This is a genomic window from Pseudomonas sp. GW821-FHT09A09, from assembly GCF_059418405.1.
This window is the reverse complement of the sequence record NZ_JBWKPU010000013.1, coordinates 176,901-188,422: the sequence shown is the minus strand read 5'-3', so window position 1 is coordinate 188,422 and position 11,522 is coordinate 176,901. Positions and strand designations below refer to the sequence as shown.

The 11,522-nt window shown below is 61.6% G+C and carries 10 protein-coding genes; 2 read left to right on the top strand and 8 right to left on the bottom strand.

Annotated elements, in window-relative coordinates; all coding sequences use genetic code 11:
• Nucleotides 1-100: 100 nt before the first annotated feature.
• From holA to leuS, 3 genes are all read right to left on the bottom strand, one after another.
• Nucleotides 101-1,138, bottom strand: coding sequence for a DNA polymerase III subunit delta (gene holA / locus AC07OV_RS14265; RefSeq protein ID WP_494998349.1), 1,038 nt, complete (start codon nucleotides 1,136-1,138; stop codon nucleotides 101-103).
• A 39-nt stretch (nucleotides 1,139-1,177) separates the two neighbouring features.
• A complete protein-coding gene (locus AC07OV_RS14260) occupies nucleotides 1,178-1,783 on the bottom strand; it encodes an LPS-assembly lipoprotein LptE (RefSeq protein WP_494998348.1) in 606 nt (201 codons plus the stop codon).
• A gap of 88 nt (nucleotides 1,784-1,871) precedes the next feature.
• A complete protein-coding gene (leuS, locus tag AC07OV_RS14255; protein ID WP_494998347.1) occupies nucleotides 1,872-4,478 on the bottom strand; it encodes a leucine--tRNA ligase in 2,607 nt (868 codons plus the stop codon).
• A 261-nt stretch (nucleotides 4,479-4,739) separates the two neighbouring features.
• Here leuS and AC07OV_RS14250 point away from each other — a divergent pair, with 261 nt between their 5' ends.
• Both AC07OV_RS14250 and AC07OV_RS14245 read left to right on the top strand, forming a co-directional pair.
• Nucleotides 4,740-5,057, top strand: coding sequence for a hypothetical protein (locus AC07OV_RS14250; RefSeq protein WP_176998523.1), 318 nt, complete (start codon nucleotides 4,740-4,742; stop codon nucleotides 5,055-5,057).
• A 114-nt stretch (nucleotides 5,058-5,171) separates the two neighbouring features.
• Entirely contained in the window at nucleotides 5,172-5,933 is a 762-nt protein-coding gene (locus tag AC07OV_RS14245) for a YdcF family protein (RefSeq protein ID WP_495092440.1), read from the top strand.
• 136 nt (nucleotides 5,934-6,069) lie between these two features.
• Here the strand turns inward: AC07OV_RS14245 and lnt are convergent, their stop codons facing one another.
• The 5 genes from lnt to miaB all read right to left on the bottom strand — a co-directional run bounded on the left by lnt (nucleotide 6,070) and on the right by miaB (nucleotide 11,437).
• A complete protein-coding gene (gene lnt, locus AC07OV_RS14240) occupies nucleotides 6,070-7,593 on the bottom strand; it encodes an apolipoprotein N-acyltransferase (protein WP_494998345.1) in 1,524 nt (507 codons plus the stop codon).
• Between the two features lie 8 nt (nucleotides 7,594-7,601).
• Nucleotides 7,602-8,441, bottom strand: a complete 840-nt coding sequence (locus AC07OV_RS14235) for a CorC family transporter (RefSeq protein ID WP_176998520.1) — start codon at nucleotides 8,439-8,441, stop codon at nucleotides 7,602-7,604.
• 42 nt (nucleotides 8,442-8,483) lie between these two features.
• Nucleotides 8,484-8,942: an rRNA maturation RNase YbeY gene (ybeY, locus tag AC07OV_RS14230; protein WP_176998519.1), complete on the bottom strand. Its 459-nt coding sequence runs from the start codon at nucleotides 8,940-8,942 to the stop codon at nucleotides 8,484-8,486.
• A complete protein-coding gene (locus AC07OV_RS14225; protein WP_176998518.1) occupies nucleotides 8,935-9,939 on the bottom strand; it encodes a PhoH family protein in 1,005 nt (334 codons plus the stop codon). The genes ybeY and AC07OV_RS14225 overlap by 8 nt, the downstream gene beginning before the upstream one ends.
• Before the next feature lie 169 nt (nucleotides 9,940-10,108).
• Nucleotides 10,109-11,437, bottom strand: coding sequence for a tRNA (N6-isopentenyl adenosine(37)-C2)-methylthiotransferase MiaB (gene miaB, locus AC07OV_RS14220; protein WP_176998517.1), 1,329 nt, complete (start codon nucleotides 11,435-11,437; stop codon nucleotides 10,109-10,111).
• Nucleotides 11,438-11,522 lie beyond the last annotated feature (85 nt).

Below are 11,522 nucleotides of genomic sequence, written 5' to 3'. Positions count from 1 at the left end.
CCCCCCCCCCCCCCCCCCCCCCCCCCCCCCCCCCCCCCCCCCCCCCCCCCCCCCCCCCCCCCCCCCCAGCTCCCACAGGGAATGCAGTGTCTGGGAGGCATTATTCGGCGGGGAGTGCCAGACGCTGGCCGGCCATCAGCAGCGACAACCGGCTCAGGCTCATCCATGGAGAACCCGCCGCCTGCCCCTTGATCTGCGCATCGATGCGCTGCGCCTCCAGCAACAGCTGCGCCCAGCGTTGCGCCGAGTGCCGTTGCAGCGCCTTGCTCATCAGGGGTTTGCGTTTGTCCCAGACAGGCGGCTTGGCCTGGCTGAACGCCTTGTCCAGCGGCGTGCCCTGGCTGTATTGCAGGGAAATGTTGGCCAGCACCCGCAGCTCCCGGGCCAGGGCCCAGAGAATCACCGGTGGCTCCACCCCTTCGCCGCGCAGGCCTTCGAGCATGCGCAGGGCGTGGGCCGGTTCGCCGTTGAGGATCGCATCCACCAGCCCGAACACGTCAAAGCGCGCACTGTCGGCCACCGCGCCTTGCACGGTTTCGACCGTGATCTGGCCGTCTTCGGCCATCAGCTTGAGCTTTTCGATCTCCTGGGCGGCAGCGAGCAGGTTGCCTTCGACCCGGGCGGCGATCAGCTCTACCGCATCCTGTGTCGCCGACAGCCCCGATTGGGACAGGCGTTGGCGAATCCACTGCGGCAGTTGGCTGCTGTCCACCGGCCAGATCTGGATGAACTGGGTTTGCGCCCCTTCCACCAGGGCTTTGCCCCATTTGGTTTTCTGCGCACTGCCGTCGAGCTTGGGCAGGCTGATCAGCAGTACCGTGTCTTCGGCGGGACGTGCGCAGTATTCCATCAGGGCCGACGCGCCCTTGTCGCCCGGCTTGCCGGACGGCAGGCGCAGTTCCAGCAGGCGTTTTTCGGCAAACAACGACATGCTCGCACCGGCTTGCAGCAGCGTCCCCCAGTCGAAACTGGCGTCGGCGCTGAACACCTGGCGTTCATCGAAACCTTGCTTGCGCGCAGCGCTGCGAATGGCGTCGGCGGCTTCCTGGCACAGCAGTGGGTCATCGCCACTGACGATGTACACAGGCGCGAGGCCACCTTGCAGGTGTTTGGCGAGTTGGGCGGGGGCGAGTTTCATAGGCGGGTCGAACGGGGCGCCAGAGGCGCCCCGTCTGGTTTACTCGACAGGGACTTCAACAGGCGACTGTTTCGGCGTGTTGTCTTCGTACTCTTGTGCCGCTTTCAGCGCGTCAGCATCGGCCTTGGCCTTGTTGTCGGCGGTTTGCTGCAGGGCATCGAGTTGTTGCGGGGTGAACAACGACAGGCGCAGGACCATGCGTTGCACCAGCTCACGGCGCATTTCCTTGCGGACCTGGATGATTTCCGAGTCCGAGCCCACCAGGTTGTTGCCATCGTGGGTAACGATTTTCTGTACCTGGATCTTGTCGGCCATCAGCGGCAAGTGATCACGGCCCTGGATCTGGAAGAACAGTTCGGTGCTCAGTTCGACTTCCGAAGAGCGGCCGGCACTGGCGTAGCTCAGGTTGCGCTGGGTTTCTTTTTCATCGGCCAGGAACAGCTTGTAAGGCGCGCCGTTATAAACGTGCACACCGCTGTTTTCCAGGACCTGACGCAACTGAACCACGGTGGTGCCGTAGGAGTCGCGGGCGCTGACGTCCAGCTCCTTGATCGTCAGATCGTCGGTGCCGGTGCCGCGCAGCTGGAAGCCGCAAGCGCTCAGAAGAACGGCGAGGCCCATCACCAGCAAATTGCGTTTGATCATTTTGTTGCTCCCCTTGAAACCATGTGGGCCTTATCGAGGCCCTAAAGGTTTAGTTCGGCGCAGGGCTCAGGCCCAGCGCCCGATCCGATTAGCTAGCGACGATATTGACCAGCTTGCCAGGCACCACGATCACTTTGCGGATCGTCAGGCCTTCGGTAAAGCGCAGCACGTTTTCGTTGACGCGGGCGGCCGCCTCAACGTCTTCGCGGCTGGCGCTGGCCGGCATGTCGATCTGGCCGCGCAGTTTACCGTTGACCTGGATGACCAGTTGCAGCGTGTCCTGAACCAGCGCGCTGTCGTCCTGTACCGGCCAGCGTGCGTCGATGACGGCATCGCTGTGGCCCAGGCGGTTCCACAGGTCGTGGCTGATGTGCGGCGTGATCGGTGCCAGCAGCAGGGTGACCGTTTCCAGGCCTTCCTGAATCAGTGCGCGGTCCTGCTCGGTGGCTTGCGGCGCTTTTTCCAGCACGTTCATCAGGGTCATCACCTGGGCGATGGCGGTGTTGAACTTGTGGTTCTGGCCCACGTCCTGGCTGGCTTGCTTGATGGCCAGGTGAGTGCTGCGGCGAATGACTTTCTGCTCGTCGCTCAACGCTGCCACGTCCAGCTTGCCCGGCAAGCCTTGGCTGATGTGGGCGTGCGCCAGGCGCCAGACGCGCTTGAGGAAGCGGTGCGAGCCTTCGACGCCGGAGTCGGACCATTCGGCGCTCATGTCAGGCGGCGAAGCGAACATCATGAACAGGCGGCAGGTGTCGGCGCCGAACTGGTCGATCATCGACTGTGGATCAACACCGTTGTTCTTCGACTTGGCCATCTTCTCGGTGCCACCGATCTCTACCGGCAGGCCGTCGGCGATCAGCTTGGCGCTGATGACCTTGGCTTTGCTGTCGCGCTCAAGCTCGACGTCGGCCGGGTTGTACCAGGTGTAGGCACCGTTGGCTTCGCGGCGATAGTAAGTCTCGGCGACCACCATGCCCTGGGTCAGCAGGTTCTTGAACGGCTCATCGGAACTCACCAGGCCTTCGTCGCGCATCAGCTTGTGGAAGAAGCGCGCGTACAGCAGGTGAAGAATGGCGTGTTCGATCCCGCCGATGTACTGATCGACCGGCAACCAGTGGTCGGCCGCGGATTTCTCCACCAGGCCGCCTTCATAGTGCGGCGAGGCGTAGCGGGCGTAGTACCACGACGACTCGACGAAGGTGTCCATGGTGTCGGTTTCACGCTTGGCAGGCTGACCGCATTTGGGGCAGCTGCACTCGTAGAACTCGGGCATGCGCGCCAGGGGCGAGCCTGCGCCGTCCGGCACCACGTCTTCCGGCAGGACGACCGGCAGTTGGTCTTCGGGGACTGGCACGTCGCCACAGCTTTCGCAGTGGATGATCGGGATCGGGCAGCCCCAGTAGCGCTGGCGGCTGATGCCCCAGTCGCGCAGGCGGAACTGGGTGCGCGAGGCGCCCAGGTTCTTCTTGATCAGTGCCACTTCCATGGCGTCGAAGGCGCCCTGGAAATCCAGGCCATCGAACTCGCCGGAATTGATCAGGGTGCCGTGCTCACCGTAGGCGTCTTGCCACGGCGCCGGGTTGGTGTCGCCGGAACTGGTACGCACCACGGATTTGATCGGCAGGCTGTACTTGGTGGCGAATTCAAAATCGCGCTCGTCGTGGGCCGGCACTGCCATTACGGCGCCATCGCCGTAGTGCATCAGCACATAGTTGGCGACCCATACCGGCAACTTCTCGCCGGTCAGTGGGTGCTCGACGAACAGGCCCGTTGGCAGGCCTTTTTTCTCCTGGGTGGCGACGTCGGCTTCGGCCACGCTGCCGCCTTTGCATTCGGCGATGAACGCCTGCAGCTCAGGGTTGTTCTGCGCGGCCTGGGTGGCCAGCGGGTGTTCGGCGGCCACGGCGACGTAGGTCGCGCCCATCAGGGTATCGGGGCGGGTGGTGAAGACTTTGAGTGCGCCCGCTTCGCCGATCGAGTCGACGTTGTACGGGAACTGCACTTCCATGCCCTTGGATTTGCCGATCCAGTTGCGCTGCATGGTCTTGACCTGTTCAGGCCAGCCCGGCAGGTCGTCGAGGCTCGACAAGAGTTCATCCGCGTAGGCGGTGATCTTGAAGTAGTACATCGGGATTTCGCGCTTTTCGATCAGCGCGCCGGAACGCCAGCCGCGACCGTCGATCACTTGCTCGTTGGCCAGTACGGTCTGGTCCAGCGGGTCCCAGTTCACGGTGCCGCTTTTCTTGTAGATCACACCTTTTTCGAACAGGCGGGTGAACAGCCATTGTTCCCAGCGGTAGTAATCCGGCTTGCAGGTGGTCACTTCGCGGGACCAGTCCACCGCCAGGCCCAGGCTGCGCAGCTGGGTCTTCATGTAGGCGATGTTTTCGTAGGTCCACTTGGCGGGGGCCACGTTGTTTTTCATCGCGGCGTTTTCCGCCGGCATGCCGAAGGCGTCCCAACCCATGGGTTGCAGGACGTTCTTGCCTTGCATGCGCTGGTAGCGGGAAATCACGTCACCGATGGTGTAGTTGCGCACGTGCCCCATGTGTAGCTTGCCGCTGGGGTAAGGGAACATCGATAGGCAGTAGTAAGTCTCCTTGCCTGGCTGTTCACTGACTTCAAAGGACTTTTGCTCGTCCCAGAAGGTTTGGGCGGCATTTTCTATTTCACGGGGCTGATATTGTTCGTGCATGGCTACTTTTGAACTGAATAGGGGTGGCCTAATCCTCTTCGGTGCAACATTCAGGTTCATCGACACCAAAAAGCGGCGCGTCCGTGCCCAAACCCTGCGGGAAGTGGAGTTACAGGAAGCGCCGTAGCATACATGACCCCACTCTATCGAGGGAAACCCTGATTGCGCTGCCAGGGCCGTCTGTCGCGGCGCCAGGCGTGCGCAGCCATGGGGACTACGCTGTTTAGTGGGGAGCAAGTATTTCTTCAATGAGGTGAGGGGATGGTTGAATCGCAGCGAACTTTAACGAAACCGCAGTTGTATGAGGGACTGATCGACCGATTGGGTCGGGCATTGGATGCCGCAAGAACCGCAGGCCGTTTGCGTGATGAGCGGCCTCTGGAGCTGGAGTTGCGAGGCTTGAGCCAGGCAGAACTTGAACTGATCAAGGTTTACCTGGAATTGAATCACCACCGCGCCTCTCCTGCGCAGGCTTCCCCGCCTGCTCAAGAGCCCTCGCGTTCGGCCAAGGTGATCTGGCTGAAGGACTTGTCTGCCGGCCGCGGCCCGGAAAAGCTCCGAGCCGTTCGGAGCAAGTGAAGCATAGCGTTACCCGTTAGCCTTCTCACTGTGTACTGTCACAGAAAGTGTGTAGGTAAAGATTGTCGCTAAATCCCGTTGCATCTAGGCTTCGGGCATCTATGGAGATGCCCGATGCCTATTCGTTATTTCATTAAACAATTGCTTTTGCCGCCTGGCATTTTCTTGCTGTTGCTGGCGTTTGCCTGGTGGTGCAGAAAGCGCCGGCCGCGCCTGGCGGGTTTCTGCTTTGCCGTAGGGTTTGGCGGAATGTGGTTGATGAGCCTGCCGGTGGTAGTGCAATGGGGCGCGCACGCGCTGGAGACCGAGTCGCCGCTGGCCCGTGAAGAGTGGGCGACGCTGGCCCAACGGGCGGATGCCATTGTGGTGCTGGGCTCGGGGCGTGAACGTGGCGACCCGGCGTGGGGCAGCGACCAGCCCACCGGTATTGGGCTGGAGCGTCAGCGGTATGCCGCGCGGCTGGCCAAGGCGTCGGGGCTGCCGGTGCTGACCACCGGAGGGTTGCACTATGGCACTCCGCCGAGTGAAGCCGAATTGATGGCCGTGTCGATGAGGGATGATTTCGGTGTAGACGTGCGCTGGAAGGAAGAGCGCAGCCGTACTACCTGGGAAAACGCCCAAATGAGCGCTGAGATTCTATTGCCTCAGGGCATCAAGCGCGTGGTGGTGGTGACCCAGGCGTGGCATATGCCGCGGTCGGTGTGGAGCTTTGAAAAGGCGGGCTTCACGGTGGTGCCGGCGCCGGTGGGGTTCCTGGGCGTGGATAACGCCCGGCCGCTGGGCGGCTGGATGCCGGAGTTCGTGTCGGTGTGGCGCAGTGGGCAGTTGATCAATGAGGCGGTGGGGCAGGTGGGGTATCGGCTGTTTTACAAGTAACACCGTAGGGCAAATGTGGGAGCTGGCTTGTGTGGGAGCTGGCTTGCCTGCGATAGCATCACCCTGGTGCATCTGATACACCGAGGTGTCTGCATCGCAGGCAAGCCAGCTCCCACATTGGTTGTATGTGTGTCAGTTAGACGGTTTTGGCCATCCGCCCCGCCAGCAACGCCCAGCCAAACAGCCCCAGGCACAGGATGATCAACGGCCACGAACGCCATTGCAGGTACGGCGTGAGGTTGTGCATCGGCACCACTTCGCCATACAGAATGCCGCGTTCGAATTGCGGGATCTGCGCGGTGATCTGCCCGAAGGGGTTGATCAGGCCAGTCACGCCATTGTTGGTGGCGCGGATCATCCAGCGCCCGGCTTCCAGTGCGCGCATCTGCGCCATCTGCAGGTGCTGCAACGGGCCAATGGAGCGGCCGAACCAGGTGTCGTTGCTGATGGTCAGCAGCAAGTCGCTCTGGGCTGAGAGGCCTGCGGCGAACTCCGGGTACACCACTTCGTAGCAGATGAACGGCGCAATCTGATAGCCCTTGGCCTGCAGCATCGCCTGGTCGGACGGGCCGCGAGCGAAGTCCGACATCGGCAAGTCAAAGAAGGCGATCAAGCCGCGCAGCATGTCTTGCAGGGGGACGTACTCACCGAATGGCACCAGCTTCTGCTTGAGGTAAGTGCCGTCGCCTTCACCCACCACCGTGATGCCGTTGAAGTAGCGCTTCTGGTGGTGCACTTCCTGGCGGATCGGCACGCCAGTGATCAGCGCGGTATGCCGGTCGGCGGCAAACTTGCCCATCATGCCCAGGTAACCTTCCACCGACTCCTTGAGCACCGGCACCGCCGTTTCCGGCCATACCAGCAGGTCGACGCGCTTGGAGCTGAAGCTCATGTCACGGTACAGCGCCAACTGCGCGTTGAGTTGTTCCGGGTCCCACTTCATGCTTTGTTCGACGTTGCCCTGGATAGCGGCGACGCTCAGCGGCGCGCCGGACGGGGTGGTCCAGGCGTGATGCTTGAGCGCCAGGCCAATCGCCCACGGCGCTACCAGCAGTACCAGGCCAGCGCCAATAAAACCGTTGCGCTTGCTTGCCAGCAGGCGCGGCAGGTTGCACAGCACGGCGGCGGTCAGCGCCAGCGCAAACGAGATCAGCCACATACCACCCAGCGGCGCGAGGCCGGTGAGAGGGCCGTCGAGCTGGCTGTAACCGGAGTAAAGCCACGGGAAACCGGTGAGGAACCAGCCGCGAAACGCTTCCTGGCCTACCCACAACGCTGCAAAGGTCAACGCATCGGCCAGCGGCGCCTCATTGCGCCGCAACCAGCGTGCCCACAGCCAGGCGGGCAGGGCGAAGAACCAGGCAATGGCGGCGGTAAACAGCAGCATCAGGAAACCGGCCAGCAACACCGAAGCGCCGCCGAAGTGGTGGATGCTGTAGTAGATCCAACTGGTGCCGGCGCCAAACAGGCCGAAACCGAAGCACCAGCCACGGCCCAGGGCCTGGCGTGGTGTCAGTTCCCGCAATCCGACATAGAACAGGCCGACCGCCACCAGTGCAAACGGCCACAGGTCGAACGGCGCCAGCGCCAGGGTGGTTATGGCGCCGGCCACCACGGCCAGCAAATTACCGGGCCAGCCGGGGCGGGTTAGGCGCTGCATGTCATTCCTTAGCGGGCAATAGGGGTCAAGCGGATCAAGTGAATACGACGGCTATCGGCATTCAGGATGCGGAAGCGATACGCGCCAATTTCGGTGGTTTCGTTACGTTTTGGCAGGTGGCCAAACGCACTCATCACCAGACCGCCCACGGTGTCGAACTCATCGTCGGAGAATTCGCTGTCGAAGAACTCGTTGAAGTTCTCGATCGGCGTCAGCGCCTTGACCAGGAAATCACCGCTGGGCAGCGGCTTGATGTAGCTGTCTTCTTCGACGTCGTGCTCATCTTCGATGTCGCCGACGATCTGTTCCAGTACGTCTTCGATGGTGACCAGGCCGGCTACACCGCCGTATTCGTCGATCACAATGGCCATGTGATTGTGGTTGGCGCGGAACTCGCGCAGCAACACGTTCAGGCGCTTGGATTCAGGTACGAAGGTGGCCGGACGCAGCAGGTCCTTGATGTTGAAGTTGTCGCCGTTCTCCTTGAGGATCAGCGGCAACAGGTCCTTGGCCAGCAGGACACCCATGACGTCGTCATGGCTTTCGCCGATCACCGGGTAGCGCGAGTGCGCCGAGTCGATCACGGCCGGGAGGAATTCCCGCGGGGTCTGGTTCGCCTTGATGCTGATCATCTGCGAGCGCGGGACCATGATGTCCCGAACCTGCAGGTCAGCCACCTGGATGGCGCCTTCGACGATGGCCAGCGCTTCGCTGTCCAGCAACTTGTTCTGATGGGCCTCGCGCAGAAGCTCCAGCAGCTCCTGGCGGTTTTTCGGCTCGTGGGCAAAAGCCTGGGTCAATTTACCCAGCCATGACTTCTGCCCGTTGCTCGATCGGTCTTCGCTCATAGCGATTACTCTGAATCCTTTATTGTTACAGTTGAGTGTTTTTTAAGCTTCGTCGTCCGCATACGGGTCCGGATGACCCAATTCTGCAAGCAACGTTTGTTCCAGTGTTTCCATTTCCTCGGCTTCGTCATCGTCTATATGGTCGTAACCCAAGAGATGCAAGCAGCCGTGGATGACTAGATGGGCCCAGTGGGCCTCAAGTTCCTTGCCTTGTTCCTTGGCTTCACGTTCCACCACCGGTACGCAGATCACCAGGTCGCCCAGCAGCGGGATATCCAGTAACTCATCCGGTACGTCGGCGGGGAAGGACAGCACGTTGGTCGCGTAATCCTTTTGGCGCCAGGTGTGATTCAGTTCACGGCCTTCGGGCTCGTCTACCAGGCGAATGGTCAGTTCCGAGTCGGCGGTGCGCTGGCGCAGGGCCAGGGCGCACCACTGGCGGAACTGTTCTTCGCTGGGGGCGGGTGCATCGGAGGCGACTTGCAGGTCAAGCTCAAGCATCGTGGCGCACATCCTTGGCGGGGGCGTCGTCACGGTGCTCGAAGCGCTCGTAGGCCTCGACAATGCGCTGCACCAGCGGGTGGCGCACGACGTCCTTCGGCGAGAAGTGCGTGAAACTGATGCCCGGTACGTCCTTGAGCACTTCAATCACATGGCCCAGGCCCGACTTGGTACCCCTGGGCAGGTCAACCTGGGTAATGTCGCCGGTGATAATGGCCGTGGAGCCGAACCCGATACGGGTCAGGAACATCTTCATCTGCTCGACCGTGGTGTTCTGGCTTTCGTCGAGGATGATGAAACTGTTGCTCAAGGTGCGACCGCGCATGTAGGCCAGCGGGGCGATCTCGATCACCTGGCGCTCGATCAGCTTGGCCACGTATTCAAAGCCAAGCATCTCGTACAGCGCGTCGTAGAGCGGGCGCAGGTACGGGTCGATCTTCTGGGCCAGGTCGCCGGGCAGGAAGCCGAGTTTTTCACCCGCTTCGACCGCCGGACGTACCAGCAGGATGCGGCGCACTTGCTCGCGCTCCAGGGCGTCGACGGCGCAGGCTACGGCCAGGTAGGTCTTGCCGGTACCGGCGGGTCCGATGCCGAAATTGATGTCGTTGCCGAGGATTGCCTTGACGTACTTCTGCTGGTTCAAGCCCTTCGGGCGAATCATGCCTTTCTTGGTTCGCAGGGCCACGCTGGCTTCGGCCACCGGGTTGTTGGCCAGGTCTTCCACGGCCGATTCCTGCAAGTACAGGTGCACGGTTTCCGGCGACAGCTCACTGCCCTTGGTTTCGCGGTAGAGGCGGCGCAGCAGGTTTTCTGCCGATTTTGTGGGCTGGGTTTCACCGATGAGCTCGAACTGATTGCCGCGGTTGCGGATCTCGATGCCCAGGCGTTGTTCGATCAGGCGCAGGTGCTCGTCGAACTGTCCGCACAGGTTGGCGAAACGGCGAGCCTCAAAGGGCTCGAGGATAAAACGATGGGGTTCTGCAATGGGTGCGTTCAAGGTCGCTTTTAGCCGCCCTTTGGCTGTTGAGGTGAAAGAGAGAATAACGCCAGCTGCTTGTGTGCGAAAGCACTTAAATCGGCTGGCCTCGATCTCAATAACAATGAAGAACCCCTGTGGGAGCAGGCAAGCCAGCTCCCACATTTTGATCTTCATTTGTTTACAGGGATTAGTTGATCAGTGAACCGCGCAACGAGTGCGGTTGCGCCGCATCGATGTGCACATCCGCAAACTGGCCGATCAAGGTTGGATTGTCGCAGCGGAAGTTGACGATTCGATTGTTCTCGGTGCGGCCCTGCAGCTCGCCCGGGTCCTTTTTCGAATAGTCGGTGACCAGGATGCGCTGGATCGACCCGACCATTTGTCGGCTGATCTCGAACCCTTGCTGGTTCAGGCGGTGTTGCAGTGCATTGAGGCGCTCTTTTTTCAGCGCTTCCGGGGTCTCGTCCGCCAAATCGGCCGCAGGCGTACCCGGGCGCTGGCTGTAGACAAAGGAATAGGAGAAGTCGAAACCGACGTCTTCGATCAGCTTCATGGTCTGTTCGAAATCTTTCTCGGTTTCACCCGGGAAGCCGACGATAAAGTCCGAGCTGATGCAGATACCCGGCACGGCGGCGCGCAGCTTGCGCAGTTTGGATTTGTATTCCAGCGCCGTGTGGTTGCGCTTCATCGCCGCCAGGATGCGGTCCGAGCCCGATTGCACCGGCAAATGCAGGTGTTTGACCAGCTCTGGCACTTCGGCGTGGGCCTGGATCAGGCTGTCGGAGAACTCCAGCGGGTGCGAGGTGGTGTAGCGGATGCGCTCGATGCCGTCTACGGCCGCCACCACGCGGATCAGCTCCGCCAGATCGGCCAGACGCCCGTCGTGGGTCAGGCCGCGATAGCCGTTGACGTTCTGGCCCAGCAGGGTCACTTCACGCACGCCGTTTTCGGCCAGGTGGATGATTTCCGACAGCACGTCGTCAAACGGCCGGCTGACTTCTTCGCCACGGGTGTAGGGCACCACGCAGAAGGTGCAGTACTTGCTGCAACCTTCCATCACCGACACGTAGGCGCTCGGGCCGTCGATGCGCGGTTCGGGCAAATGGTCGAATTTTTCAATTTCGGGGAACGACACGTCCACCTGCGGCAACTTGCTAATGCGCGCGGCGTCGATCATTTCCGGCAGGCGGTGCAGGGTCTGCGGGCCGAAGACCACGTCGACATAGGGCGCGCGGTCGCGGATGGCGGCGCCTTCCTGGCTGGCCACGCAACCGCCGACGGCGATCACCATGTCCGGGTTGGCCAGTTTCAATTCACGCCAGCGGCCCAGCTGGGAGTACACACGGTCCTGGGCCCGCTCGCGGATCGAGCAGGTATTGAGCAGGATTACGTCGGCATCTTCGGCGCGGGCGGTGACTTCCAGGGCCTGGTGTTCGCCCAGCAGATCGACCATGCGCGAGCTGTCGTACTCGTTCATCTGGCAACCGTGGGTTTCGATGTAAAGCTTCTTGGCCATGGGAATCGTCAACTGGTGGTAAAGAACCGCGCATTATAGGGGGCATGCCCATTGGTTCCTAGCGTTGTGCATCGGGTGCCATGCT

Excerpts from the sequence above, each read along its gene's own strand:
- miaB (WP_176998517.1), bottom strand. The coding sequence starts at position 11,437 with ATGGCCAAGAAGCTTTACATCGAAACCCACGGTTGCCAGATGAACGAG.
- AC07OV_RS14235 (WP_176998520.1), bottom strand. The coding sequence starts at position 8,441 with ATGAGCGAAGACCGATCGAGCAACGGGCAGAAGTCATGGCTGGGTAAA.
- lnt (WP_494998345.1), bottom strand. The coding sequence starts at position 7,593 with ATGCAGCGCCTAACCCGCCCCGGCTGGCCCGGTAATTTGCTGGCCGTG.
- ybeY (WP_176998519.1), bottom strand. The coding sequence starts at position 8,942 with ATGCTTGAGCTTGACCTGCAAGTCGCCTCCGATGCACCCGCCCCCAGC.
- holA (WP_494998349.1), bottom strand. The coding sequence starts at position 1,138 with ATGAAACTCGCCCCCGCCCAACTCGCCAAACACCTGCAAGGTGGCCTC.
- AC07OV_RS14250 (WP_176998523.1), top strand. The coding sequence starts at position 4,740 with ATGGTTGAATCGCAGCGAACTTTAACGAAACCGCAGTTGTATGAGGGA.
- AC07OV_RS14245 (WP_495092440.1), top strand. The coding sequence starts at position 5,172 with ATGCCTATTCGTTATTTCATTAAACAATTGCTTTTGCCGCCTGGCATT.
- leuS (WP_494998347.1), bottom strand. The coding sequence starts at position 4,478 with ATGCACGAACAATATCAGCCCCGTGAAATAGAAAATGCCGCCCAAACC.
- AC07OV_RS14260 (WP_494998348.1), bottom strand. The coding sequence starts at position 1,783 with ATGATCAAACGCAATTTGCTGGTGATGGGCCTCGCCGTTCTTCTGAGC.